The organism is Actinomadura sp. B10D3, from assembly GCF_039871695.1.
GTDB classification, from domain to species: Bacteria; Actinomycetota; Actinomycetes; order Streptosporangiales; family Streptosporangiaceae; genus Spirillospora; species Spirillospora madurae.
Map to the genome: position 1 here is coordinate 1 of NZ_JBDPLY010000003.1, position 25,732 is coordinate 25,732.

Annotated in this window: 23 protein-coding genes, 1 tRNA gene and 1 pseudogene; 9 read left to right on the top strand and 16 right to left on the bottom strand. The window is 73.7% G+C overall.

Annotated elements, in window-relative coordinates:
• Nucleotides 1–102: pseudogene (locus ABGB11_RS06100) on the top strand (IS982 family transposase); the annotation flags it as partial.
• A gap of 20 nt (nucleotides 103–122) precedes the next feature.
• Here ABGB11_RS06100 and ABGB11_RS06105 read toward each other — a convergent pair.
• Nucleotides 123–515, bottom strand: a complete 393-nt coding sequence (locus tag ABGB11_RS06105; RefSeq protein ID WP_347629671.1) for a hypothetical protein — start codon at nucleotides 513–515, stop codon at nucleotides 123–125.
• Nucleotides 516–576: 61 nt separating this feature from the next.
• Between ABGB11_RS06105 and ABGB11_RS06110 the strand changes: the two genes are divergently transcribed.
• Nucleotides 577–1,350: an enoyl-CoA hydratase-related protein gene (locus ABGB11_RS06110; protein WP_347629673.1), complete on the top strand. Its 774-nt coding sequence runs from the start codon at nucleotides 577–579 to the stop codon at nucleotides 1,348–1,350.
• A gap of 145 nt (nucleotides 1,351–1,495) precedes the next feature.
• Here the strand turns inward: ABGB11_RS06110 and ABGB11_RS06115 are convergent.
• Nucleotides 1,496–1,569 (bottom strand) — tRNA-Ile (locus ABGB11_RS06115).
• 156 nt (nucleotides 1,570–1,725) lie between these two features.
• On the opposite strand from ABGB11_RS06115, the gene ABGB11_RS06120 reads away from it, so the two are divergent.
• Genes ABGB11_RS06120 through ABGB11_RS06130 form a run of 3 tightly spaced genes read left to right on the top strand, consistent with a single transcriptional unit; the run spans nucleotide 1,726 to nucleotide 4,664 of the window.
• Nucleotides 1,726–2,412 (top strand): LppX_LprAFG lipoprotein, encoded by a 687-nt coding sequence (locus ABGB11_RS06120; RefSeq protein ID WP_347629675.1) that lies wholly within the window; start codon nucleotides 1,726–1,728, stop codon nucleotides 2,410–2,412.
• Entirely contained in the window at nucleotides 2,409–4,010 is a 1,602-nt protein-coding gene (locus ABGB11_RS06125) for an MFS transporter (protein WP_347629677.1), read from the top strand. Before ABGB11_RS06120 ends, ABGB11_RS06125 begins: the two co-directional genes overlap by 4 nt.
• Before the next feature lie 42 nt (nucleotides 4,011–4,052).
• Nucleotides 4,053–4,664 carry a hypothetical protein gene (locus ABGB11_RS06130; protein ID WP_347629679.1) on the top strand — a complete coding sequence of 204 codons (612 nt, stop codon included), beginning with the start codon at nucleotides 4,053–4,055 and terminating at the stop codon, nucleotides 4,662–4,664.
• A 36-nt stretch (nucleotides 4,665–4,700) separates the two neighbouring features.
• Here the strand turns inward: ABGB11_RS06130 and ABGB11_RS06135 are convergent, their stop codons facing one another.
• From ABGB11_RS06135 to ABGB11_RS06165, 7 genes are all read right to left on the bottom strand, one after another.
• Complete coding sequence (locus tag ABGB11_RS06135; RefSeq protein WP_347629681.1) at nucleotides 4,701–5,408, bottom strand: 3-keto-5-aminohexanoate cleavage protein; 708 nt, start codon at nucleotides 5,406–5,408, stop codon at nucleotides 4,701–4,703.
• Nucleotides 5,409–5,430: 22 nt separating this feature from the next.
• Nucleotides 5,431–7,395 (bottom strand): hypothetical protein, encoded by a 1,965-nt coding sequence (locus ABGB11_RS06140; protein ID WP_347629683.1) that lies wholly within the window; start codon nucleotides 7,393–7,395, stop codon nucleotides 5,431–5,433.
• Between the two features lie 66 nt (nucleotides 7,396–7,461).
• A complete protein-coding gene (locus ABGB11_RS06145) occupies nucleotides 7,462–8,742 on the bottom strand; it encodes an adenylosuccinate synthetase (protein WP_347629686.1) in 1,281 nt (426 codons plus the stop codon).
• Nucleotides 8,743–8,747: 5 nt separating this feature from the next.
• Entirely contained in the window at nucleotides 8,748–9,719 is a 972-nt protein-coding gene (locus ABGB11_RS06150; protein ID WP_347629688.1) for a hypothetical protein, read from the bottom strand.
• Nucleotides 9,720–9,729: 10 nt separating this feature from the next.
• Complete coding sequence (locus ABGB11_RS06155) at nucleotides 9,730–10,758, bottom strand: molecular chaperone DnaJ (protein WP_347629690.1); 1,029 nt, start codon at nucleotides 10,756–10,758, stop codon at nucleotides 9,730–9,732.
• Nucleotides 10,755–11,588: an NUDIX domain-containing protein gene (locus tag ABGB11_RS06160; RefSeq protein WP_347629692.1), complete on the bottom strand. Its 834-nt coding sequence runs from the start codon at nucleotides 11,586–11,588 to the stop codon at nucleotides 10,755–10,757. The genes ABGB11_RS06155 and ABGB11_RS06160 overlap by 4 nt, the downstream gene beginning before the upstream one ends.
• 188 nt (nucleotides 11,589–11,776) lie before the next feature.
• Entirely contained in the window at nucleotides 11,777–13,858 is a 2,082-nt protein-coding gene (locus ABGB11_RS06165; protein ID WP_347629694.1) for an amino acid permease, read from the bottom strand.
• 370 nt (nucleotides 13,859–14,228) lie between these two features.
• Here ABGB11_RS06165 and ggt point away from each other — a divergent pair, with 370 nt between their 5' ends.
• The 3 genes from ggt to ABGB11_RS06180 all read left to right on the top strand — a co-directional run bounded on the left by ggt (nucleotide 14,229) and on the right by ABGB11_RS06180 (nucleotide 17,505).
• Complete coding sequence (gene ggt / locus ABGB11_RS06170; RefSeq protein WP_347629696.1) at nucleotides 14,229–16,139, top strand: gamma-glutamyltransferase; 1,911 nt, start codon at nucleotides 14,229–14,231, stop codon at nucleotides 16,137–16,139.
• Nucleotides 16,140–16,189: 50 nt separating this feature from the next.
• Complete coding sequence (gene cutA / locus ABGB11_RS06175) at nucleotides 16,190–16,552, top strand: divalent-cation tolerance protein CutA (RefSeq protein WP_347629698.1); 363 nt, start codon at nucleotides 16,190–16,192, stop codon at nucleotides 16,550–16,552.
• Between the two features lie 86 nt (nucleotides 16,553–16,638).
• A complete protein-coding gene (locus ABGB11_RS06180) occupies nucleotides 16,639–17,505 on the top strand; it encodes an oxygenase MpaB family protein (RefSeq protein WP_347629700.1) in 867 nt (288 codons plus the stop codon).
• A gap of 6 nt (nucleotides 17,506–17,511) precedes the next feature.
• On the opposite strand, the gene ABGB11_RS06185 is transcribed toward ABGB11_RS06180, so the two are convergent.
• Entirely contained in the window at nucleotides 17,512–19,056 is a 1,545-nt protein-coding gene (locus tag ABGB11_RS06185) for a DHA2 family efflux MFS transporter permease subunit (RefSeq protein WP_347629702.1), read from the bottom strand.
• Between the two features lie 111 nt (nucleotides 19,057–19,167).
• Between ABGB11_RS06185 and ABGB11_RS06190 the strand changes: the two genes are divergently transcribed.
• Entirely contained in the window at nucleotides 19,168–19,686 is a 519-nt protein-coding gene (locus tag ABGB11_RS06190) for a MarR family transcriptional regulator (RefSeq protein ID WP_347629704.1), read from the top strand.
• Between the two features lies 1 nt (nucleotide 19,687).
• Here ABGB11_RS06190 and ABGB11_RS06195 read toward each other — a convergent pair whose 3' ends face one another.
• The 6 genes from ABGB11_RS06195 to ABGB11_RS06220 all read right to left on the bottom strand — a co-directional run bounded on the left by ABGB11_RS06195 (nucleotide 19,688) and on the right by ABGB11_RS06220 (nucleotide 25,610).
• Entirely contained in the window at nucleotides 19,688–19,987 is a 300-nt protein-coding gene (locus tag ABGB11_RS06195) for a metal-sensitive transcriptional regulator (protein WP_347629706.1), read from the bottom strand.
• Nucleotides 19,988–20,071: 84 nt separating this feature from the next.
• Nucleotides 20,072–20,662, bottom strand: coding sequence for a histidine phosphatase family protein (locus ABGB11_RS06200; protein ID WP_347629708.1), 591 nt, complete (start codon nucleotides 20,660–20,662; stop codon nucleotides 20,072–20,074).
• Between the two features lie 22 nt (nucleotides 20,663–20,684).
• Nucleotides 20,685–21,800, bottom strand: a complete 1,116-nt coding sequence (ald, locus tag ABGB11_RS06205; protein WP_347630533.1) for an alanine dehydrogenase — start codon at nucleotides 21,798–21,800, stop codon at nucleotides 20,685–20,687.
• A 144-nt stretch (nucleotides 21,801–21,944) separates the two neighbouring features.
• Nucleotides 21,945–22,754: an SAM-dependent methyltransferase gene (locus ABGB11_RS06210; protein ID WP_347629710.1), complete on the bottom strand. Its 810-nt coding sequence runs from the start codon at nucleotides 22,752–22,754 to the stop codon at nucleotides 21,945–21,947.
• 120 nt (nucleotides 22,755–22,874) lie between these two features.
• A complete protein-coding gene (locus tag ABGB11_RS06215) occupies nucleotides 22,875–24,038 on the bottom strand; it encodes a glycerate kinase (protein ID WP_347629712.1) in 1,164 nt (387 codons plus the stop codon).
• 126 nt (nucleotides 24,039–24,164) lie between these two features.
• On the bottom strand, nucleotides 24,165–25,610 hold the full coding sequence (locus ABGB11_RS06220) for an NCS2 family permease (RefSeq protein ID WP_347629714.1): 1,446 nt from the start codon (nucleotides 25,608–25,610) through the stop codon (nucleotides 24,165–24,167).
• Nucleotides 25,611–25,732 lie beyond the last annotated feature (122 nt).

Consider the following 25,732-nt stretch of genomic DNA (forward strand, 5'->3'; position numbering starts at 1 on the left):
GTGCGCGTCGCCCAGCGGATCCTGGCCATGGCCGCCGCAATCTGGCACAACCACCGCACCGGCCAACCCGTCACCCGATCACTGACCGCCTATGACCACTGACCGTGTTCGGAATCACTCGTCTAGGGCTGGACTACCTGCCGTACCACGATCTCATCCAGCCGCCGCTCGACGACCACCCCCACCGGCCAGTCGCGGACGAGGCAGCGCAGCAGCGCCGCCTCGTGCTCGGCGAACGAGGGGTCGCAGCCCTGCTGCTCCAGGCTGGAGCTGATCGCGAGGACGTAGTCGTCGCCGGTGAACCCGGGGACCTCGCGGACCATCGCGGTCGTCGTGGCGCGGTGCGAGTTGAGCCCGGCGAAGGAGCGGCCGCAGCCGCAGCCGCCGTCGGGGTCGTCGCGGTCGCTGGCGCACACCATCCCGATGTGGACCAGTTCGCCTTCGACGCACCAGTCGAAGTCGTTGTCGCGGAATCCCTGGCTGGAGTTGGTGGCGGTGAGCAGTTTCAAGGCCATACCCCCTCGGCACGGTGGACCCGACCACCGTACGACGAGGGTCTGACGTAACGTCAGGACCATGAGCGAAGACAACGACGTCCTGCTTGACCGCGACGGCGCCTTCATGACGATCACGATGAACCGCCCGCGGCGCCGCAACGCCCTGTCGCGCGGCTTCCTCCTGGCGCTCACCGACGCGTTCCGCGAGGTGGCGGAGACGGACGCCCGCGGGGTGATCCTCGCGGCGAACGGCCCGGTCTTCTCCGCCGGCCACGACTTCGCCGACATGGCCGGGGCGTCCCACGCCGACGTCCGCGACCTCCTGCGCGTCTGCACCGGCCTGATGGAGACGATCCAGTCGGTCCCTCAGGTGGTGGTCGCCCGGGTGCACGGCCTCGCCACCGCCGCGGGCTGCCAGCTCGCCGCCAGCTGCGACCTGGCCGTCGCCGCCGAGAGCGCGGGCTTCGCGGCCCCGGGCGGCAAGGGCGGCTGGTTCTGCCACACCCCGCTCGTCGCGATCGCGCACAACATCGGCCGCAAGCGCGCCGCGGAGATGGCGCTGACCGGCGAGGTCTTCAGCGCCGCCACGGCCGCCGAGTGGGGCCTGATCAACTACGCCGTCCCGGACGACGAGCTGGACAAGGCCACCCGCGAGCTCCTGGAGCGCGCCACGCAGGGCAGCCCCCGCAGCAAGGCCCTGGGCAAGCAGGCCATGTACGCGCAGTTCGACCGCCCGGAACAGGATTCCTACGCCTACGCGATCGAGGTCATGGCCGCCTCGAGCCAGACCCCCGAGGCCCAGGAGGGCATGACCGCCTTCCTGGGAAAGCGCCGCCCCAACTGGCCCGCCTAGCGCGACCGGCAGGGGCAAAGGGGGGGAAGCCCCGAGGGGGCGTGGGGGCGGAGCCCCCACATCGGGGGTCCGGGGGTCGTCCCCCGGGTCAACACGCCGGAGGAGGACGGCCCGCGCTTTTCGCGGGCAGGGCTCGGCCACTCCGTAGGGCGGGCGGGACTCGAACCCGCGACCGGAAGATTATGAGTCTTCTGCTCTGACCAGCTGAGCTACCGCCCCGGGGCGTTCCCGGTGAGGGCCGGGTCAGCCGGGTGTCATCTTAGCGGCGGCCTTTTTGCAAGGGCCACCGTGAATCGGGATGTCATCCTCGGGAGGGGGTGATGTCATACCTGGTACCGAGGACGGGCGCGGGTACCCGTCGGTAGGGTCCCGCGTATGTCCAGACGCATTCTCGCTCTCGTCCCCGTGCTGCTGGCGCTGGTCTTCGCCGGTGCGTGCGATGGTGGCGGGGGAGGCGAGCCCGGGAAGAAGGCGAACTTCGACGCCGCGCAGGCGTTGCGGCAGTCCGCGCAGGCCATGGGGAACGTGAAGAGCATCGCGTTCTCCCTGGAGTCGGACGGGACCACTCCGGTGATCGTGAAGAGCGGCGAGATGAAGCTGCTGCGGAGTGGGGACGCCGAGGGGACGCTGACGGTGGAGCAGCAGGGCCAGAACGTGGAGATGAAGGTCGTCGCGGTCGGCGACAGCATCTTCCTGGACGCGGGTACGGGCGGCTGGCGGAAGCTGCCGAAGGCTCTGGCGTCCAGCGTGTACGACCCTTCGGCGGTGCTGGATCCGCAGCGGGGCATCGCGAAGCTGCTGTCGACCGCGCGGGCGCCGGAGCCGCAGGCGGTGGAGAAGGTGGACGGCACGGAGACCTACCGGGTGGGCGCGAAGCTGCCGAAGGCGCAGATCGCCGGGCTGATCCCGGGTATCACCGCGGACATGGACGGCCAGGTGTGGGTGAGCCGGGCCGACAACCGGCCGGTGAAGGTGCGGGGGGCGTTCCCGGGGGGCAAGGGCGCGGTGGTGATCTCGTTCACCGAGTACGACGCCCCGTACAAGATCAGCGCACCGAAGTGAGGGAGCGTCGCCGGGTCGCGATCGGCGCCGGCGGCGCGGTGGTGCTGCTGGCGGCGCTGGACGCCTATGTCGTGACGACGGTGCTGCTGCCGGTCGTGAAGGACCTCGGCATCCCGGTGAACCGGCTGGAGCGGGTGACGCCGGTCCTGACGGGGTTCCTGCTGGGGTACGTGGCGGCGATGCCGCTGCTGGGGCAGCTGTCGGACCGGTTCGGGCGGCGGCCGCTGCTCCAGGCGTGCCTGGTGTTCTTCGCGGCCGGGTCGGTGGTGACGGCGCTGGCGCAGGACGTCCCGGTGCTGACGGCGGGGCGGGTGGTGCAGGGCGTCGCGGGCGGCGCGCTGCTGCCGGTGACGATGGCGCTGGCCGGTGATCTGTGGACAGAGCGGCAGCGGCCGGTGGTGCTCGGCGCGGTGGGGGCGGCGCAGGAGCTGGGGAGCGTGCTCGGCCCGCTGTACGGGGCGGGCATCGCGGCGGCGCTGGACTGGCGGGCGATCTTCTGGATCAACCTGCCGCTGGTGGCGGTCGCCATGGCCGCCGTGCAGTTCGCGGTGCCGGGCGGGCGCCGGGAGGGGCCGCGGCCGGGGGTGGACGTCGTCGGGGGCCTGCTGCTGGCGCTGGGGCTCGCGCTGCTGGTCGCCGCCGTCTACAACCCGGAGCCGCAGAAGGCGGCGCTGCCGTCGTGGGGCCTGCCGGTGCTGGGCGCGGGCGCGGCCGTGCTCGTGGCGTTCGTCCTGTGGGAGGTCAGGGCGAGGACGCGGCTGTTCGACCTGTCGGGGGTGCGGCGCGTCCCGCTGCTGGCGACGCTGGGCGTGAGCCTGCTGTCGGGTGCGGCGCTGATGGTGACGCTGGTGGACGTGGTCCTGGTCGCGCAGACCGTCCTGGACAAGGACGCGACCGAGGGGGCGCTGCTGCTGACGAGGTTCCTGGTGGCGCTGCCGGTCGCGGCGGTGGCCGGCGGGCTGGTCGCGCGGCGGGTGGGGGAGCGCTGGCCGATGGCCGCGGGGATGGCGGTGGCCGCGGGCGGCTACCTGCTGATCGCGGGCTGGCCGGCCGACCTGGCGCACGCGCGGTACGGGCCGCTGCCGCGCATGGACGTGGACCTGGTCGTCACCGGCCTCGGGCTCGGCCTGGTGATCGCGCCGGTGTCGTCGGCGGTGCTGGCGTTCGTCCCGGCCGCGCGGCACGGGGTGGCGTCGGCCGCGGTGGTGGTGGCGCGGATGATGGGGATGCTGCTCGGCATCTCCGCGCTGTCGGCCTGGGGGTTCCACCGGTTCCACGCGCTGACGTCCGACCTGAAGCCGCCGCTGCCTTTCCTGATGTCGGACAAAGAGTTCGCGCAACGGATGAAGGCCTACAACGCGGCGTTGCAGGACGCGTTGCGGACCGAGTACCAGGAGATCTTCTGGATCACCGCCGGGATGTGCGCGCTCGGCGCCCTGCTGGCGCTGGCGGTGGGCACGCGCCGGTCCGCCACTGATCAGGACGATGGTCGAATTCGGTCATCATCCGGGCATAACGGGCGCGATCCGGGAAAGGATTCGGCCACCGGCGATGTGCCGATCAACGAACTCGGGAATATCCTGGGAAAGGATGGCTAAGGCCTCTTGCCGGGAGGGCACTCCCCGGGGAGGTGAACGCAGATGCGCAGGTCCCGCATCGGCCGCGGAGGCACGCCGCTCACCAGGCTGCGCAGGCGTCTCGGCCTGGAGCGCAACGAGCTGCGCCGCAAGGTCGACCGCGTCCAGCGGCTGGTCGGCCTCGGGCTCGTCCTGCTGCTCCTCGGCGTCGCGCCGCCGCTCGCGGCCTGGGCCGCGTCATGGTCGTACGACGCGGGCATGCGTGCGGAGAAGGGGGAGCGGGCCGACCGCCACCAGGTCGTCGCGACGGTGACCTCGACCGGCGGCATCGGTTCCTCCGGCGACCGCTACATCCACGAGACCGTCCAGGCCAGCTGGCCCGGCGCGGACGGCAGGCCCAAGGTGGGGACGCTGCCGAGCTGGAAGAACGCCAAGGTCGGCGCCCACCGGACGATCTGGGTGGACCGGCAGGGCGACCCGGCCGTCCGCCCCCGCCCGCACAGCCGCACCGTGACCGACGCCGCCTACGCGGGCGGCGCCACCGTGCTCGGCTGCTCGCTGCCGATCCTGCTCGCCTACGCCCTGGTCCGGCGCCGCTGCGACCGGCATCGCGACGCGATGTGGGAGGCCGAGTGGGCGCGGATGGACTCCGCGGGCCACAACCCCCGTTCCTGACGCCGCCCGGCGGGCCGTCCGCTCGGACGGGGCGCGTCAGCTCACGGGGATGAGGGCGCGCGCCGTCTGGACCAGTGCCGCGTTGTCGGCGGCGGGGGAGCCGTCGGGGAGGTCGAGGGTGTCCTCCAGCCCGATGCGGACGTCCAGGTTCAGCCGGACGGCGAGGCGCAGCACGGGCCAGGCGCCGCCGTCCTCGCCGTGCAGCAGGATCGGCCGGGAGAGCCGGGTGCCGAGGTCGTGCAGGAGCTCCTTGGCGGTGCCGGTGGCGGTCTCCGGGTCGGGGTCGGTGACCTCGGCGAGGATCCGCAGCACGTGGTGAGCGTGCGGCCAGGCGAGGAACCGCTCCGCGGCGCCGGTGCCGGAGAAGATCCCGGCCTCGATGGCGACCCCCCGCTCGAACAGCGCCTCGGCGACCAGCTCGGCGCCCTCTTCGTGGAAGTTGACCGACGCGTGGTCGGGGAGGACCGTCCAGGACCGGACGAGCGCGGCGCGCGCGGCGGGGTCGGCGGCCGTCCAGGCGCCCGTCGTCACGCCGACGCGGACGCCGGGCGTCTCGGTGCGGACGGCGGTGACGGTCTCGGCGACGTGGAACGGCTCCATGGTGTCGGCGCCGCCGGCGTCCTTCGGGTGCAGGTGGACGTCCTCGGCGCCGACGTCGACGGCGGCGCGGACCGCCGCGGCGATCTCGTCCGGGGACGTGGGAACGCCCTCGGTCCGGCTTCCGTTCGGGCAGACCTGGAGCATGGTCCGATCATCTCAGTGCAGGTCAGGGCGTGATGACGCAGGGCCCCCCGCCGCACACGTCCACGACGGTGCCGGTCTTGAGGAACGTCGCCTTCTGCCGGCGGGCGCCGGCGTTGTTGCGCGGGTCGGAGTGCGGGTCGCGTCCCTCGGTCGGCGGGGTGTTGGTGAGCGGCGGGACGGGGGAGCCGCTGTCCCAGACGACCATCGCGGAGCCGTCGTGGGAGGCGCCGAACGTCGGGATGCCCCAGTAGGGCACCGTGTCCGGGCTCCGGCCGGGCGTGACGACGGGGGCGTGGACGCGGGCGCCGATCGTGCGGGCCTCGACGTCGGCGGCGACCGGCGCGACCTGGTGGTCGCCGAACGCCACGTGCATCAGCACCCGGTGGGCGGGGGTGCCGGGCAGCGGGTCGTCCGTCATATGCCAGGCGTAGCCGTTGGCCTCGCCGCGGTCCCAGAGCATCTGGATCAGCGCGATGCCGATCTGCTGGTCCAGCTTGTCCGGGTAGAACAGGTCGAGGACCCGGGCGTACTGCGGGAAGTCCGCGCTGCGGTTGAGCAGCGTGCTGTAGTTCATCGCCGGGACGCCGAGGACGGCGCGGCGGATGTCGGGGGAGACGGCGGTGAGCGCGCCGCCCATGATGCCGCCCTGGCTGTTGCCGTCGTAGGTCAGCGGGGCGCGGGTGTCGATGAGGGGCGCGCCCGCGCCGTTCTGGAACGCCTGGTGCCCGGCGAACCCGCGCGTCATGGCGCGTCCGAGGAAGGTGAAGTTCACGAGGCTCTGCTGGAGGCGGTCGGCGACCGTCCGGAAGCGGGTGAGGTCGGCGAGCGCGGACACGACGTTCGGGACGTCCTCGTCCGCCATGCCGATCCACTTGGTCGCGCAGAACACGAAGCCGTGCTCGGACGCCATCGCCTTGACGTTGCCGGCGTCGACCTCGCCCTCGCTCCCGAGGAGGCCGTGCCCGTAGAGGGCGGGGCGCGCGGGCCGTGCCAGCGCCGATCTCGGGATCTCGCACTGGAACGGGACGGCCTGGGAGTTGCCCGGCAGCCGCGACGGCAGGCCGTCCCGGCCCCGGTGGAGGGACGATCCGGGCAGGCCGCCGTACTGGTCGAGGTAGCTCGGCGCCCAGACGACCCCCTTCACCTCGCGGGCGATCTTGTCGTCGACGTCGTTCCTGACCTCGGTGACGAGGAACGAGGGCGAACGGTCCCCGAGCCCGCGCAGCGCGTCGTCGCGCATGTGGAGCACGGGGCCGGCGAGGCTCTGCCGGCTCGCGACGGTGAAGTCCCACGCGAGGTAGAGGCCGTCGCGGCCCACCCCGTTCGCCTGGAGGGCGGCGAGGACCCGGCCCATGTCCCGCTGGCGCCGGGCGAGCGGGTCGGCGGCCGGCAGGTCCGGGCCGAGGATCCTGGCGAAGGCGGCGTTCGGCTCGATCGGGCGGCCGGAGGCGTCCCGCAGGTTGCGCAGCGCCACGGCGTAGCGGTGGCCTTCGCGGAGGTTCCGCGCCGGACGGATGATCAGCGCCTTCCGGTCGTCCGGGGCGTTGGCGTCCAGCTCCGCCCAGTACGGCCAGCGCTCCCCGGTCGCGGTGTCCACGAGGACGATCGGGGCGTCGTCGCGCAGCGAGGCGCCGATGTCGGTGACCGGCGCGGCGCCGGTGCGGGCCAGGTCGAGGCCGGGGACGCGGCTGAGCAGCATCGACCCGGGGGAGAAGCCGTCCGCGCGGTTCCACTCGCCCGGTGCGACGGGGACGCCGAGCGCGTTCTTGATCGTCGTGCGCAGGTGGACGCGCCGGCCCGTGGACGCGGCGCCGTCCGCCACCGTGTACCAGTCGTTCGGGAAGGGCAGCAGGCACGCGGCCGGGTCGATCGGGTCGCAGCCGTCGCCGGTCTCCGCGGTGGCGGCCGCCGCCGCCGGGACGGTCAGGAGCGCGACCGCGGCGGCGAGCGCCGCGAGGGCCGACAGGGTGCGCTGGGGGATACGCAACGTCCACCTCCGCAGGATCCGCCGGGTCTCGGCGCGATCGCTTGCGATCTTGGACCTGCCGGGGGCTCAGGTCAATGGCCGTCCGGAGGTGGCCACGCGGGCGCCACGTGCGGGGACGCCGGTCTTGCCGGCCGCGGTCGGGCCGTGGGACCGCAGGACGACCGGCGCGCCCGCCACGGCCTCGATCGTCTCCACCGCGTCCCCGAGCGGCGCGTAGACGGGACGCGCCCCGAGCAGGCGCGCGGTGAGGGCGGCCTGGCGGCCGAGGTCGGGCGGGCCCGTCTCCAGGCGCCCGACCCGGTCGCCGTCCATCTCGTAGGACAGGCAGACGCGCAGATCCGGACGTGCCCCCGCGACGTCCAGATGCGTGACCGCCAGGCCGTCCACGCCGCCCGCCGCGTCCAGCGCGTACCGGAGCGCGACGGCGTCGAGGTGGCCGGCGCGGAACGCGCCCTGCCAGCGTCCCGTGCCGTTGTGCGGTTCGGGAAGGTCCGCGGTGAGCACCGGGTCCTCGGTGACGAACGGCCCCGGCCCGTGCCGGGTCGCGTACGTCCGCAGGACGCCGAGCCGCAGCGCGGTCCCGCCGGCCTCGGCGAGCAGCGTCTCGGCGTTGGCGAACGTCGTCGTCGACCAGGTCGTGTACGGATGGAAGCCGTGCCACTCGTCCAGCAGGACGCCCTGGGCGCCCTCGAACACCACGGTCCCGGCGCGCAGCAGGCGGTGCAGGTGGGCACCGCCGACGATCCGCACCCGCTCGGCGAAGTCGGTGAAGGCGGCGGCGCAGTCGTCGACGTCCGGGACGTCCTCCCCGCCGGGGAAGGCGTCCCGGTACCAGTCGCGGACGGCGGCGAGCCGGCGCCGCAGCCGCGCGGGCGCCAGGCAGTCGCCCGCGCGCGGTGCGTCCTCGCGGGCCAGGGCGTACGACGCCGTCTCGCCGATCCCCATGCCGCACGACCCGTGCCGGGCCGCGCCGCGCGCGGCCTCCCGCGCGCGGTTGGCGGCCTGGTGGTACGGCGTCGTGAGCAGCGCGTCCCGGTCGGCGGTCAGCCGGTCGAGCGCGTCGCGGACGCCGAGCGTCCGCAGGTGCGCGGCCTCGGCCGCGAGCGCCAGCGGGTCGACGAGCATGAACCGCGACAGGTGCGTCCTCACGCCCGGCGTGAACGTCCCCGAACCGAACTGGGCGAACGTGTGGTGCCGTCCATCCCGGGCGACCACGTTGTGTGCCGCCTGCGCCCCGCCGTTGAACCGCACGACCGCGGCCGCGGGGCCCGCCTGGCAGAGGTGGTCGACGACCGTGCCCTTGCCCGCGTCCCCGAAGCCGAGGTCGACGACGATCACGTGGTCCATCGGGGTCAGAGCCGGGTCGTCGCGGACGGGGCGGCGGCGTCCAGGCCCGATGGGGTGGACGACACCGCGACCGGGGCGCGGGAGGCGTCCAGCCGGGCGAGGGCGCGCGACACCGTGGCGGCCGCGTCCGACCCGGCCTCCTCCAGGTGCTCCAGGCCCTCCTCCAGGTCGATGGCGTCCTCGGCGAGCCCGATGGTCAGCGCGATCGTCTCGCAGACGGCGTCCAGGTCGTCCAGGTAAAGGACGTTCTGGCCGAGCAGCCCCTGCCAGAAGTCCTTCAGCTCGCGGCTGCCGGCGTGGTAGGCGCCCTCGGGGATGATGAAGTACACGTCGTACATCCGCTGCAGCTCGCGGACGATCGCGGCGACCGGGACGTCCTCGGCCGGTTCGCCCCCGATGACCTTGGCGATCTCGCGCCGCCCGGCCTTCGGGTAGGCGAGCTCGTCGCCGATCATGAACAGGTAGCCGCGCTTCCCGCGCTTGTCGAAGCAGTCGATCGAGGTGTGCCGGGCCATGAAGTACATGGCCAGCTCGTACGACTCGCGCATCTGCCCGCCGCCCCCGCCTTCGAGCAGGATCTTGCCGAGGTCGTCGTCCATCCGGTTGTCGGCCTCGAACTGGCCGATCTGCAGCGGTGCGCGGTCGCAGGTCGCGTCGCCGACCGCGCCGAACAGGATGTGCGGATGCTCGACGTACCCCTTGCGCAGCAGCAGCCCGAGCAGGTCGGGAAGCTTGGTCTGCAGCGTCCGCGGCACGGTCCCCATCGAGCCGGTCACATCGAACAGGACGCCGATCGCGAGTGACTCCGGGTGGTCGCCCGAGTCCCGGCTCTCCCGGACGGTCACGCCGCGCGGGTCCAGGTCGGGGTGGACGGTGGTGGCGCCGCCGTCGGAGTAGGCGAACGCGCTGGCGCCGGTGGACGCGCGGTAGCTCGCGCGGGCGGCGTAGACGTCGGTGGACCAGTTTCCGCTTCCCATGGTCTCTCCTTCAGGGGGTCGCAGGCAGGTGGAAGGGGCGGAAGCGGCGCGGCCCGTAGAGCCGCTCCAGCAGCTCGTCGAATTCGGCGAGCAGCCGCCAGGCGTCCGCGGGGCGCCGGTTCTGCGCGGGGAGCGTGCAGCCCCGCGCGAACGAGCGCATCGCCTTGGGCGCCTTGTCGCCCATCAGCTCGGTCATGCACCGGGTGGCCATGAAGATGTCGGTCGCCGGACTCGCCGCCCGCCGTCCCGGCACCTCGGGCGGGTACCAGCCGGCGTACCGGTCGACCATCGCCGGGACGCGTCCGGACGGGTCGGTGTGCGCGTAGCAGCCGGGCACGGAGTAGCACCAGTCGACCAGGACCAGGCCGTGCTCCTCCGGATGGATCAGCACGTGCTCGGGGAGCACCGCGCCGTGCAGGACGCCCGCGCGGTGCGCGAAGCCGAGGCCGACCAGTAGCCGCCGCCACATCCAGGCCGCGTCGCGCGGGTCGACGCCGCCCGGGTGGGCCCGCCGGACCTCGGCCAGGCTGTGGAACCCGTCCAGCGCGGCGATCGCGTTGACCCGGCGCTGCGCGCCGGTGGCCGCGTCCCGGTGCTGGAACGACTCGACCAGCCGCGGAACGTACGGCAGGAACTTCCCGTCGCCGTCCTTCGGCAGCTGGCGGAGCGCCACCGCCTCGCGTTCGATCAGGTCGCCGTCGCGCGGGTCGCGCGGCATCTTCAGCAGGACGTCGCGGCCGGGGCCGGCCCGCGCCCGGTACAGCTCCGCGAGGTCGCCGCCGACGGCGCCGCCGTCCAGCCGGTACGCGTGTCGGCGCGTGGTGATCGTCGCCGGGTCGCCGCCGCGGTAGCCCCGCCAGAGGTCGTTGAGGCGGATGAACGCGTCGCGGGTCCGCCCGCCGGTCGCGTCCGGGTGGACGAGCCGGGCGAGCCGCCGGTAGCGCCGCGCCGCCTCGGCCGCGTCGTCGCCGAACAGGTCGGCGGGCGTCCGCGCCCGGTCCAGCCGCGCCAGCGCCTCCTCCAGCCGGTGCCCGCTCATCGGATCTCCTCCTCGCGGCTGGGGCGCAGGAGGGCGGGGTGCAGGAGGCGCGCGTCGCCGGCGCGGTAGAGGCGGGGGCGGGGACCGCCGCGCCGCCCGCCGCGGTCGGACGTCGCGCCGGTGCTCTCCACGAATCCGGGCACCGACAGGACCTTGCGGTGGAAGTTCCCGGCGTGCAGTTCCTCGCCCCACACCGCCTCGTACACGGCGCGGAGCTCGGGGATCGTGAACTCGGCGCCGCAGAAGGCGGTGGCGAGCGGGGCGTACTCCAGCTTGCCGCGCGCCCGCTCCAGCCCGTCCGACAGGATCCGCGCGTGGTCGAAGGCCAGCCGGCGGGTCGTGCCGGGCCGCTGGTCGCCGGACTCGGTCAGGCCGAGCGCGTCCACCGGGACCCACGCCGCGTCGGCGGCGTCGCCGCCGGCCTCCGGGTCGGGCAGCTCCGGGGCGAAGGCCAGGTAGGCGACGGAGATGACCCGCATGCGCGGGTCGCGGCCGGGGGCGCCGTAGGTGCCGAGCTGCTCCAGGTGGACGCGGCCGAGCGCGCCGCCCTTGGCGCTGAGCCCCGTCTCCTCGGCCAGTTCCCGGACGGCCGCGTCCGGGAGGTCCTCGGCGTCGGTGCCCTGGAGGGGGCCGCCCGCCTGGACGAAACCGCCGGGGAGCGCCCACATCCCTTCGAACGGGGCGTTGCCCCGCCGGACGAGGAGGACGTGCAGGGCGCCGTCGCGGATGGTGAGGGCGACCACGTCCACCGTCACCGAGACCGGGTCGTAGTCGCGCGGGTCGTAGTTCGCGAGGAACTCTCTCTCGTCGCGCCTCGGGTCCGCTGCCATCGTGTCCCTCCCGTCGGTCTCGAACTGAGTAAGTCTCAGGTTGAGTTCATCTCGATCTGAGAAGAACATAGCTCGCAGGTGACCCGTTGTCCACCCCCTCGCCCGAGACGGAACGAGGGCGCCCCCGGGAAGGGGGCGCCCTCGGCGTTCGGCGGAACTCTACAAAACGGGTGTTGGGCGATACCGCCTCAGCGGCGATGCCGTCCTCCCGGCGGCGGTTCCTGGGGCTCGTCGCCCGGGCCGTACCCGGGACCGTACGGGTTGGGCCGGCGGGGGGCCTGCTCCTGGCCGCCCTGCTCGTAGGGCCGGGGTTCGTATGGGCCGGACTCGTACGGGCCGGACTCGTAGGGCCCGGACTCGTAGGGCCGTGGGTCGTACGGCCGGTTCTCGTGGGGCCCGGACGAGTACGGGTTCGGCACGCCCGGATCGACCGCGTACGGGTCCTCGGGCGGTCCGGCGGAGTACGCCCCGGACGGGCCAAGGCCCGGGGGCGGCGTGGCCGGGTCGGCGGGGTAGGGCTCGGGCGCGAACCGGCCGCCCGGACGGCGTCCCGCCGAGTACCGGCCGGTGGGGTAGGGGCTCTCCGGTGCGGCGGGGCGCCCCTCGCCCGGCCACGTCCCCGTGCCGACCTGCCCGGGGGTGGGGCGCATGTCCCACGGACCCGGCACCGTGCCCGGGGACGCCGGGGCCACGCCCGGGGGAAGGGCCGCCCCCGGAGGCGGGGCGGGGGCCATCCGCGCGGCGACCGGGCGCGCGGGCGGCGGCGCGTCCAGCAGCAGCTTCATTTGGCTCTTGCGGCGCCCGTAGACCAGGTAGATGGCGATGCCGACGATCATCCAGACGGCGAAGTAGGCCCACGTCTCGACGTTCAGGTTCAGCATCAGCCAGCCGATCGCGAAGATCGTCACGATCACGACCAGCGGCGCCGCGGGCATCCGGAACGGCCGGTGCAGGTCCGGCCGGGAGCGGCGCAGCGCCAGCACCGCCGCCGCGACGAACAGGAACGCGAACAGCGAGCCGATCACGACGAGCTGCTCCAGGGTGAGCACGTCGATCGTCTGCGACATCACCACGGCCGCACCGCCCGCGAGGAGCGTGGCGCGGGAGGGCACCTTGTAGCGGCTCATCGCGGCGAGCGGGCGCGGCAGCAGCCCGTCCCGCGAGATGGAGAACACCACCCGGGTCAGGCTGATCATCAGCACCAGGATGACGGTGGTGAGCGCCAGCATGGCGCCCACGTCGACGATCTTGCCCATCGCGCCCGCGCCGACCGAGTCGAAGGCGGCGGCGAGCAGCAGCTTGTCGGGGTTGAGGTTGGCGATGCCGTCCATCCCGACCATGCCCACGAGCGCGACCGCGACGGCCGCGTACAGCACGATCGTGGTGACGAGCGCGGTGAGGATGCCGCGCGGCACCTTGCGGGGCGCGTCGTCGGTCTCCTCCGAGGCGGTCGCGATCAGGTCGAAGCCGATGTAGGCGAACGCGATGGCGGGCGCCGCGGCGAACATGCCCCAGACCCCGAACACGTGCGGGGTGCCGCCGCCGAGCGCGCCGAGCACGGCGTCCAGCACCGTCTGGTCGGCCTCGGGGGCGGGCTGGGACGGCGGCAGGAACGGGGTGAGGTTGCCCGGCTGGAAGAACTTCAGCGCGGTGGCGATGACGAGCCCGATCACGATGACCTTGGCCATCACCATGAACCAGAGCGACTTCAGGCTCATCCGGCTGCCGGTCGCGAGCATCAGGATGACCAGCAGCAGGATGCCGAGGGCGAACAGGTCGGGGCCCTTCTGCTGGCCGATGAGCTCACCGAGCCAGGTCGGGACCGGCACCCCGAAGTCCTGCAGCGCCTGCGCGGCGTACAGCGACCAGACCCGGGCGAGCACGGACGCGGCCAGCAGCAGCTCCATGATCAGCGCCCAGCCGACGACCCACGCCCACACCTCGCCGAACGCGACGTAGCTGAAGGAGTAGGCGCTGCCCGCGACCGGGACGATCGAGGACAGCTCGGCGAAGGCCAGCGCCGCCAGCACGCACACGCCGCCCGCGACGAGGAACGACACGAGCACGCCGGGGCCCGCGGTCGAGGACGCCTGCTCGCCGGCGATCTTGAAGATGCCGGAGCCGATCATGACGCCGAGCCCGAGCACGACGAGATCGCGGGTCCGGTAGACCACGCGGAGGCGATGCCTGCCGCCGTAGAGCCGGCCGGTGGCCTGCTCGACCGGCAGCCGCCGGAACATGTTGTTGCGCATGCGCATGTCCAAGGTCATAGGTGGTCCCCCAAGGCCTGAACCCGCGCCGCTGATCGCGAGGTGCTTGCCGAAGTCCCTAAGAATTCACCAGGTATGAGCATAATCGCAACGTTTTCGTCCTGATTCCCGCCGTCTCGCCGTTGTCGCATCCTGCCAAACCGCAGGTCGGCGACGTGCCGCAGTGGATCCCTCACGCTGGGCGAGGGCGGCCGAATGACTTTCCGGTGGAGCGTTCCGCGGCAATAGGTCCCATTTCCAGAGGCGGAAAGCGCTTTATGATCTTTCGGTGCCGCGGGCCCCGCGCCGCGTCCGGGGTCGGCCGGTGCGGACGGTGGCGCCGGACGAAGATCGGTGGCACCGTAGGGACGCCGATTCGTCTGGAGGTCCGGTGTTCCGCTCCCCGTCGCCCTCGCACGTGTCGCCCTCGCACGCGCCGCCCGCGCGGGCGGCGAAGCCCTCGGGCGGGTCCCGCCGCACGGCCGCCGCCGCGGCGCTCGCCGTCGCCGCGTCCCTCGCCGTCCCGGCCGCGCCCGCCGCCGCGGCGCCCGCGACGGCCCCGCCCCACCCGCGGCCCCCGGTCAAGCAGCCGGTCGCGACGGGGTACGGCGGCGCCGTGTCCACGGTCGACCCCGACGCCAGCCGCACGGCCCTGGAGGTCCTGCGGCGCGGCGGCAACGCGATGGACGCGGCCGTCGCGGCGGGCGCCACGCTGGGGGTCACCGAGCCGTTCGTGGCCGCGATCGGCGGTGGCGGCTACATGGTCTACTACGACGCGAAGACGCGCCGGGTCCACGCCCTCGACGGGCGCGAGTTCGCGCCGAAGCGGATGAGGCAGGACGCCTTCATCGACCCGGCGACGGGGCGGCCGCTCCCGTTCGACCAGGCGGTCACCAGCGGGCTCGGGGTCGGCGTGCCCGGCACCCTCGCGCAGTGGGACCTCGCGCTGCGCCGGTTCGGCACCCGCGACCTCGGCACCCTGCTGCGTCCGGCGATCAAGGTCGCCGACCGGGGCTTCGTCGTGGACCAGGAGTTCCACGACCAGACCGCGACGAACGAGGCGCGCTTCCGCGACATCGTCCCGACCCGCCGGCTGTTCCTGCCGGGCGGGAAGGTGCCCGCGGTCGGCTCGGTCTTCCGCAACCCCGACCTCGCCGACACCTACCGGGAGCTGGCACGGCGCGGCACGGGCTGGTTCTACAAGGGCGGGCTCGGCAGGGAGATCGCCCGGACGGTCGCCGAGCCCCCGGTCGACCCGGAGGCCACGCGCGACGTCCGCCCCGGCCTCATGGAGCGCGGTGACCTCGCCGCCTACCGGGCCGTGCCGCGCAAGCCCACCCACGTGCCCTACCGGGGGACGGACGTGTACGGCATGCCGCCCTCGTCGTCCGGCGGGTCGACCGTGGGGGAGGCGCTCACCATCCTCGGCAACTTCCGCCTGGACGCGCGCGACCCGGTCACGGCCCTCCACTACTACCTGGAGGCGTCCAAGCTCGCCTACGCCGACCGCGGCCGCTACGTCGGCGACGCCGACAAGGTGGACGTCCCCCTGGACGAGCTGCTGTCCTCCGGGTTCGCCCGCGAGCGCGCCTGCCTGATCAAGCCGGACCGGGCGGCGGCGGCCCCCGTCGCCCCCGGCTCGCCCGACGGCTCCTACGCGCCGTGCGTCCCGCCGGGCACCCAGACGAGGGCGCTGGCGTTCGAGGGCCCGCAGACCACCCACCTCAACGTCGCCGACAAGTGGGGGAACGTCGTCGCCTACACGCTGTCGATCGAGCAGTTCGGCGGCAGCGGCATCACCGTCCCCGGGCGCGGGTTCCTGCTGAACAACGAGCTGACCGACTTCTCGTTCCAGCCGCCCGCGCCGGGCCAGGCGCCCGACCCGAACCTGCCGGGCCCGCGCAAGCGCCCGCGCAGCAGCATGTCCCCCACCCTGGTGCTCAAGGACGGGCGGCCGAAGCTCGCGGTCGGCACGCCCGGCGGCTCGACGATCATCACGACCGTGCTGCAGATCCTGCTGAACCGGATCGACCTCGGCATGGACCTGCCCACCGCGCTGAACGCGCCGCGCGCCACGCAGCGCAACACCCCGCAGGTCTTCGCCGAGCAGCCGTTCATCGACCGGTACGGCCGCGACCTGGCCGCACGGGGGCACCGGCTGGAGCCGTTCCCCGGGCCGCCGGCGGGCGTGATCGGCGCCGCGACCGGGCTGGAGTTCCTGCGGCCCGGCCTCGTCCAGGCGGTCGCCGAGCCCTCCCGGCGGGGCGGCGGCAGCGCGCTCGTCGTCCGTCCGGCCGGGTAGGCGCGCGTGCCTGGTGCGTGCGCGGGCGGGGAGCGGGAAGGAGTCGTGCCATGGCCCACGCATATGTCCAGGTGACGACCACCACCGACTCCCGCGCCGAGGCCGCCGAGCTGGCCAGGTCGGCGGTCGCCGAGCGGCTCGCGGCCTGCGCCCAGCTGGTGGGGCCGATCGCCGGCACCTACTGGTGGGAGGACGAGATCGAGTCGGCGGAGGAGTGGATGGTGCTCTTCAAGACCTCCGCCGACCGGTTCGACGAGCTGGCCTCCCTGATCACCGAGGGCCACTCCTACGACACCCCGGAGATCATCGCGACGCCGGTGGTGGCGGGCAGCATGGACTACCTGGCCTGGATCAGCGAGCAGACCGAACCCGGCGAACCGGACGAAGCGGTAGAGGACCCCATCGAGGACTAGATCGTGTGACGTCCGGCGTGGCAGGGTAAGCCTTCGATTACCGGGCCGGTGCCGACTCCCGGCCGCGGCGACGGAAGGCGGGCGACGTGCACGACGAGAGCGAGGAGCGGGCCGACCACGGGCTCTTCGGCCCGGGCTCGGTGACCTGGGAGGTCATGGGCGAGCCCGTGCTGATCATCGGCGGGATCAGGGCGCTGCTGCTCCAGGCGCTGCATCCGCGCACGATGTGGGGGACCGCGCAGAACTCCGAGCTCATGGACCCTGCCGCGGCCTGGGCCAGGCTCGGCCGGACGGTGGAGTTCGTGCGCGTCCGCACCTACGGGACACAGGAGGAGGTCGAGCGGGTGGGCCGCCGCGTCCGCCGGCTGCACTCCAAGCTCACCGGCCTGGACATGCGGACCGGCGAGACGTTCCCGATCGACGACCCGGAGAACCTGCTGTGGGTCCACATGGGCGAGGTCGACTCGTACCTGGACGTGGCCCGCCGCGCGGGAGTGCCGCTGACCGCGCGGGACGCCGACGCGTTCGTGGACGAGCAGCGCCGCGCCGCCGCCGTCGTGGGCCTCGACCCGGCGGACGTGCCCGCCACGGTCGAGGAGATGAGGGACTACTACGCGCGGATGCGGCGCCGGATCCATGCCTGCCGTGAGGCGCGCGAGGGGCTGCGCCGCATGTTCAGCCCGGCCCTCCCGCGCCCGCTGCTGCCGCTGAAGCTCGCCGCGCCCGGCCTCGGGATGCTGGTCGTCTCCACGCTGCCGCGCTGGGCCCGCCGCATGTACGGGCTGCCGGGGCTGCCGACGTCGGACCTGGCCGCGACGCTGACGCTGAAGGGCCTCTACCGCACCACGCACGTCGTCCCCGAGCGGTTCCGGTACTCGCCGGACGCCCAGCGGGCCAGGCGCATCACGCGCGAGCACGAGGCGGGCTTGGGCGGCCTCTCGATCGCCTCCTGAGCCCGGTCAGGCCGGCGGGGGAGCGTCCGGCACCGCGTCCTTCTCGTGGGCGGCGTGCCGTGGCAGCAGCAGCGCCGGCAGGATCAGCACCGCGGTGAGGATCAGCGCGACCCAGAAGGTGTGGCCGAACGCGTCCGCCAGCTTCGGCGCGATCTGCTCGCGGACCCGCTCGGGGATCTCGCTCATGCCCGCCGCGGCACCGTCCCCGCCGGCTGCGGCCCGCGGGATCCGGTCGCCGATCTGGCGGGCCAGGATGACGGCGAGCAGCGCCGTGCCGACCGATCCGCCGAGCTGGACGATGATGTTCAGGGTGCTGCTGGCCCGCGAGACCGCGGCCCGGCTCAGCGTCGTGAGCGCCGCCGACATGGTCGGCATCATCGTGCAGCCGAGGCCGAGGCCCCGCACGTAGAGGGCGGTGCCGAGCAGCCAGTAGGACGTGTCCGCCCCCACCAGGGCGAACGGGACGGTCCCGACGACCAGGAGGACGATGCCGGCCGGGACGATGCGGCCGGCGCCCAGCTTGTCGGTGACCATCCCGGCGATCGGCATCGCGGTCGCGGCTCCGAGCCCCTGCGGCGCCAGCAGCAGCCCGGCCGCGAACGCGCCCTCGCCGCGGCCGATCTGGTAGTACAGCGGGATCAGCAGCATCGAGCCCATCAGCGCGATGCCGACGAAGAACACCGCGACGGCCGCGGTCGCGAACGTCCGGTCGGCGAACAGCCGCACGTCGATCAGGGAGCGCTCGCGGAGCCGCAGGCTGTGCAGCGCGAACAGGGCGACCAGGACGGCGCCGCCCGCGAGCCAGGCGATGGTGGACGGCTCCCCGAACCCGCCGCTGCTGCTCGCCGTGGACAGGCCGTAGATCAGCAGGACGAACCCGGGCGGCAGCAGGACCAGCCCGCGCCAGTCGAGCCCCGGCGCCGCGTGCCCGCCGCTGTGGCGCGGGACCTTCCACCAGGCCAGCGCCAGGGCCATCGCCCCGACCGGAAGGTTGACGAGGAAGATCCAGCGCCAGTCGACGTCCTCGACGAGCCAGCCGCCGAGCACCGGGCCGAGGACGGGGCCGAGCAGCATCGGGACGCCGACGATGCTCATGATGCGGCCCATCCGCCGCGGTCCCGCCGCCATCGTCAGGATGGCCATGCCGGTCGGCATCAGCATGCCGCCGCCGAGGCCCTGCACGACCCGGAAGACGATCAGCGACCCGATGTTCCAGGCGGCGCCGGACAGCACCGACCCGAGGACGAACAGCACGATCGAGGTCATCCACACGCGGCGCCCGCCGAACCGGTCGACGGCCCAGCCGGTGAGCGGGATGACCGTGCCCATCGCCAGCATGTAGCCGGTGATGACCCACTGGATCGTCGACAGGCCGGTGGAGAAGTCGCGGCCGAGCGTCTCCAGCGCGACGTTGACGATCGTGGTGTCGAGGATCGCCATCACGGTCCCCGACACGATCACCAGGCCGAGCAGGATGGTCTGGCGGTCCAGGCGGTCGCTCCCGGAGGTGTCCTCCGGGGGTGCCGCCTTGGTGATCGGGCTCTCGGCCATGGTCGCCCCCTGCCTGCGGTCGCGCGTCCCGTCTCCCCGTCGGTCAAGACGTGAAACGCCTTGAACTTCAACATTTTGCAGTGCATCACGGAATATGTTGAACTTCAAGGTATGTCCGAGGATCGATCTGCCGCCACCGCGGCGGTGGACGCCGACCTGGAGACGATGGTCCAGCTCATGGCCAGGATGATCCGCGGGATCAAGGGCGGGCACGACGGCTCCGAGGAGCTCGTCGACCGGGTGCGCGCCGCCGGCCTCGGGCCCCGGCACGTGCCCGTGCTGATCCAGCTCGTCCTGCGGGGCCCCGTGGCCGTGGGCGTCCTGGCCCGGCGGATGGGGCTCAGCCCCGCCACGGTCAGCCAGCTCGCCGGGGAGCTGGAGCGCGGCGGGTTCGTGGAGCGCCGTCCGGACGAGCGGGACCGCCGGCGCATGATCGTCAGCCTCGGCGAGCGGCACCGCGAGATGGTCGAGCGGTTCACCTGGCGCCGGCTGCGGCCGTTCCGCATGACGCTGGAGTCGCTCACGCCGGACGAGCGGGCGCAGTTCCTGCACGGCTGGCGCGTCCTGGTCGAGACCATCGAGCGCACGAGCGGGCCCGAGCGGGGCGGGGAGGGCTGCCCCGGCGGCTGAGTCAGCCGCGCCGCATGAGCCGCCCGACGGCCGCCATCAGCTCGTTGGACATCGCCTCGCCCTTGCCCTCCTCGGCGCCCTCGGCCACGCAGTGCCGCACGTGCCCGTCCAGCAGGCCGAGCGCCACCTTGTCCAGCGCCGCCTGGACCGCGCTGATCTGCGTGAGGATGTCGATGCAGTAGCGGTCCTCCTCGACCATCCGGTCGATGCCGCGCACCTGGCCCTCGATCCGCGCCAGCCGGGTCTGCAGCTGGTCCTTGGTGGCGGTGTACCCCCGGACGGGGGCCTCGCTGGCCGTCATCTCCAACCTCGCAATCCTTCCGGGGCGCAGGCCCGGGTACCCCTGGGGGACATCCCCACCAGGTACCTTATGCGCTGGGCGCGGCTACCGTACCGGGACGTTCCAGGCGCTGATCACCGGCCTGCCGTGCTCGGTGCCGAGCGCCGACACGGTCCCGGTGCCGAGCGCGAACAGCCGGCCTTGCGCGGGCTCCAGTCCCAGCCACCGCGCCGTCAGGACGCGCAGGAGATGGCCGTGCGCCACGAGCGCCACGTCGCCGCCCCCGAGCACCTCCCGCACCCGCACGAGGACCGCGTCCGCCCGCCCGCCCACCTGCTCGACGGTCTCGCCCGGATGCGCGGCGTCGCCCGGGATCACCCCGTCGTCCCACAGGAACCAGCCGGGGCGCTCCTCGCGGATGGCGGCCGAGGTGATTCCCTCGTAGCCGCCGTAGTCCCACTCCCACAGGTCGGGATCGGTCGCGTCCACCCGCAGGCCCGCCAGCTCCGCGGTCCGCAGGGCCCGCTCCGCCGGGCTGGCCAGCACGAGGGCGAACCGCCGCCCGGCGAGCGCCTCGCGCAGCGACCGCGCCTGCTCCTCGCCCCGCCCGGTCAGCGGAAGGTCCGTCCGCCCGGTGTGCCGGCGGTCACGGCTCCACTCGGTCTCCCCATGACGCACCAGCACCAGTTCGCCCACGAGGCAACTCTAGGGGGACGGGTCAGTCCAGGATCGACGCGAGGGGCGTGTGGGGCAGGCCGTGCGCCTCGGCGACGTGGTCGTAGACGAGCGCGCCGGCGTGGGTGTTGAGGCCGCGGGCGAGCGCGGCGTCGGCGCCCAGGGCGGCGCGCCAGCCCCGGTCGGCGATCTGGACGGCGTACGGGAGGGTGACGCCGGTCAGCGCGTAGGTCGAGGTGTTCGGGACGGAGCCGGGCATGTTGGCCACGCAGTAGAACGTCGAGCCGTGCACCTTGTAGGTGGGGTCGTCGTGCGTGGTGGGGCGGGAGTCCTCGAAGCAGCCGCCCTGGTCGATCGCGATGTCCACCAGGACCGAGCCCGCCTTCATGCCGGCGACCAGGTCGTTGGACACCAGCTTGGGCGCGCGGGCGCCCGGGATCAGCACGGCCCCGATGACGAGGTCGGCGGCGCGGACCTCCTGCTCGACCGTGTAGGCGCTGGACACCAGCGTCCGCAGGCGGCCCTGGTAGATGGCGTCGATGTGGCGGAGGCGGTCGACGTCCACGTCGAGGACGGTCACGTCCGCGCCCATGCCGGCGGCGATCTGGGCGGCGTTGAGGCCGGACACGCCGCCGCCGATGACGACGACCTTGGCCGGCGCGACGCCGGGGACCCCGCCCGGCAGGACGCCCCGCCCGCCGGTGAAGGACATCAGGTTGTACGCGCCGACCTGCGCGGCGAGGCGCCCGGCGACCTCCGACATCGGCGCGAGCAGCGGCAGCGAGCCGTCCGCGAGCTGGACGGTCTCGTAGGCGATCGCGGTGACGCCGGCCGCGAGGAGCGCGTCGGTGCACGCCCGGGACGCGGCGAGGTGCAGGTAGGTGAACAGGACCTGCCCGTCGCGCATCCGGTGGTACTCCGGCGCGACCGGCTCCTTCACCTTGAGGATCAGCTCGCCCTCGGCCCAGACCTCGTCCGCGCCGTCCAGGATCTTGGCGCCGGCGGCGGCGTAGTCGTCGTCGGGGATCGCCGAGCCGAGCCCGGCGCCCCGCTCGACGAACACCTCGTGGCCGTGCCGGGTGAGCTCGTGCGCCCCCGCCGGGGTGATCGCCACCCGGTACTCGTGGTTCTTGATCTCTCGCGGGACGCCGACCTTCACCGCACGCTCCTCCACCGACGCCGACCAGGACTGGTGCCTCCAGCGTGCGGGGCGGACGGACCCTCCGGCCATGTGCAGGATGTCAGGGCATCGCCTGTTCCGTTGACACGGTGTAAAGCGCTTCCGGTGGAGGGTCCGCGGCCGTCACGGCTTGCGGGCGATGCCCCCGTACATGAGGCGCTGGCCGACGCTCAGCTCGTCCGGGACCTCCTCCTCGGGCCGCCACAGCGGCAGCGGGACGAGGCCGGGCTCCAGGAGCTCCAAGCCGTCGAAGTAGCGGGTGATCTCTTCCGGGGTGCGGAACCGGCCGGTGCCGAGCAGTCCCTGGTACTGCACCTCGGCGTCCGCCGCCTCCTGGCTGGACCGGCAGAAGGCCGTGACGAACAGGTGGCTGCCGGACGGGACGGCGTCCATCAGCGTCTCCACGATCCGCTGCGGCCCCTCGTCGTCGTGCAGGTGGTGCAGGATGCCGACGAGCATCACCGCGACGGGCTCGCCGAAGTCGATCAGCCGGCGCACGTCCTCGTGGGCGAGGATCTTCTCCGGCTCGCGGATGTCGGCGGTGACGACCGTGGTGCTCGCGTTCTCGGCCAGCAGCGCCCGCCCGTGCGCGAGCACGATCGGGTCGTTGTCCACGTACACCACCCGCGCGCCGGGAGAGATCCTCTGCGCGACCTGGTGGGTGTTCTGCACGGTCGGCAGCCCGGAGCCGAGGTCGAGGAACTGGCGCAGGCCCGCCTCGGCGGCCAGGTAGCGCACGCCGCGGCCGAGGATCTCCCGGTTGTAGGTGGCCACGTCGTAGATCTCCGGAATGATCTTGACGATCTCGGCCACGAACGCGCGGTCGACCTCGAAGTTGTCCTTGCCCCGCAGGACCACGTCGTAGGTCCGAGCGATGCTCGGCTTGGTGACGTCGATCCCGAGGGATGCCCAGTCGTACTGCTGTTCCGCCATGTGCCGTGCCTGCCTAGCGCCGCTGTTGAGTTCCCGATGACCTGCCGCTCCGTCAGATCGTAAAGGGCTGACCACGCGGTCGCCAGGGAAGTGGCGAATATTCGTTGGAGCGCTCCGATCTCAGGGGTGCGCGGGCGGCAGCCACTCGTCGGCGATCGCCACCGTCAGCTGCTCCAGCAGCGGGCCGGCACGGCGGACGCGGCGCTCCTCGTCCGGCTCGATGTCGGCCAGCGCGTACGCCGCCTGGATGCGCGCCTTGCGCAGCTGCTCGCCGGTGAGGCCGCGGCGGCCGGCCACCGCGACGACGGGCGCGCCCGCGCGGGCGGCGGCGCGGGCCACCCCGATCGGCGCGCTGCCGCGCAGCGACCGGGTGTCCAGGACGCCCTCGCCGGTGACCACCAGCCGCGCGCCGCGCGCCTTGCCGGCGAACCCGAGCAGGTCCAGCATCAGGGACGGGCCCGGCTCGATCGTCGCGCCGAGGAAGGTGAGCGCGGCGAACGCGACGCCGCCCGAGGTGCCCGCGCCGGGCAGGTCGCGGGCCGCCCGGCGGGCCGCCGCCTCCGCCAGGTCGGCCCAGCGGCGCAGCCCCGCGTCCAGCAGCCGCACCTCGTCGCGGGTCGCGCCGCGGCGCGGCCCGTCGACCGCGGCGGCGCCGGTGCGGCCGAGCAGCGGCCCCGCCGAGTCGCCCGCCACCACCACCTTGATGCCCGACATGTCGGGCAGGCCGCGCAGGTCGAGCGCGTGCAGCGAGCGCAGTGCCGCCCCGCCGGGCGGCAGGTCCTTGCCGAGCGCGTCCAGCAGCCGGCCGCCGAGCCCCTGGACGAGGCCCGCGCCGCCGTCGGTGCAGGCGCCGCCGCCGAGGCCGAGGACGATCCGGCGGGCACCGAGGCGGACGGCGTGCGCGACCAGCTGCCCCGTCCCGATGCTGGAGGCCACGAGCGGCCGCGGCTCGCCGCCCGGCAGCCGGCGCAGGCCGGAGGCCTCCGCCAGCTCGACCACCGCGCTGCGGCCGTTGACCGCGAGCCGCGCGGTGACGGGGCGGCCCGTCGGCCCGCACACCTCGACCTCGACCCGCCGCCAGCCGGCCGCCACCGCGGCCTCGACGGTGCCGTCGCCGCCGTCGGCCACGGGAAGCTCCACCAGCGGGACGCCGGGACGCGCGCGCCGCAGCCCGGCGGCGAGATGCCGGGCGGCCCGCGCCGCGGTCAGCCCTCCCGGGAACCTGTCCGGTGCCAGCAGGACGTGACCGTGCGGCGACGGGCGGGAGGGAGAGTCCGGGGACACCACAGCCACGCCTTTCACGCCAGGGGGTAAGGCCCTACCTTCTGCTTACGCCATGACGGCACTATTTGACACCCGCAACCGAGGCCCAGAGTTTCAAATGGGCTGGGAAGTCGCGTCACGCGACGCTCACCGCACGTTCAGCCACTGCTCGATGGGATGGAGCACGAAGAACACCAGGAACAGGGCCACGACCGGCCACAGCCAGACCGAGACCTCGCGCCACCGGCCCCGGGCGAGCTTGATCAGCGCGTAGGCCACCATGCCGCCGCCGATCCCGGTCGTGATCGAGAAGGTGAACGGCATCAGCACGATGGTGAGGAACGCCGGGATCGTCAGGTCGATGTCGTCCCAGTCCACCTTGGCGACCTGCGTCATCATCAGCGCGCCGACCACCACCAGGGCCGGCGCGGCGGCCTGCGCGGGGACGGTCGCGGCGAGCGGGGTGAGGAACAGCGTGACCGCGAAGAGCGCGCCGGTGGCGATGTTGGCCAGGCCGGTCCGGGCCCCCTCGCCGACGCCGGCCGCCGACTCGACGAACACCGTGTTGGCCGAGGAACTGGTGACGCCGCCGAACGCGGCGGACAGGCCGTCCACCGACAGGATCCGGCCGAGCCGCGGAACCTCGCCCTTCTCGCTGACCAGGCCCGCCTCGTCGCTGATGCCGAGGATCGTGCCCATCGCGTCGAAGAACCCGGACAGCACCAGCGTGAACAGCACGACGAGCGCGGTGATGACCCCGGCCCGGCCGAACCCGCCGAACAGATCGATCTCCCCGAACAGCCCGAAATCGGGGGCGGCGAACAGCTTGTCGGGCATGTTCGGGGTGACCACGCCCCAGCCGCCCTCCTTGACGGTCGCGTTCTCCTGGATCGCCACGGCCGCGACCGTCCCGGCGATGATGCTGATCAGGATCGCGCCCGGCACCCGCCGCACGTACAGCACGATCATCAGCAGCAGGGTGAGCGCGAACACCAGCGACGGCAGCGTCTCCAGCCGGCCGCCCGTGCCGAGCGACAGCGGCGGGCTCGTCGCGCTGGAGGTGACGAAACCCGCGTCGTAGAGGCCGACCAGCGCGATGAACGCGCCGATGCCGACCGCGATCGCGTGCTTGAGCGCCAGCGGGATCGAGTTCATGATCCGCTCGCGGATGCCGGTGAGCGCCAGCAGCACGATCACCGCGCCCTCGATCACCACCAGGCCCATCGCCTGCGGCCAGGTCATCACCGGCGCGGCCTGGAACGCCACGACCGCGTTGATGCCGAGCCCGGCGGCGAGGGCGAGCGGCGCGTTCCCGACCAGCCCCATGATCACCGTGGCGACCGCGGCGGACAGCGCCGTCATCGTGGTCAGCTGCGGGATCGACAGCGCCGCCCCGGTGACGTCCTTCGCCCCGCCGAGGATGATCGGGTTCAGCAGGATGATGTAGGCCATCGCGAAGAACGTGGTCACGCCGCCGCGCAGCTCGCGCGGCACGGTCGTGCCGCGCCCGGTGAGGTCGAACAGGCGCTCCAGCGGCCCGCGCCCGCCCGCGGGCGGCGGGTCCGCGGTGCCGGCGGCAGTCGTGTCGGACATGACGGGGGCTCCGATTTCCGCAGCGTGATCAGGCGAGCACAGGGTAGCCGCCCGGTCCGCGGCGGTACTGGACCGGTCCCGCTCCGCGGGCGGTGCCGCGACGTGATTCCCGGTCTCCGCAG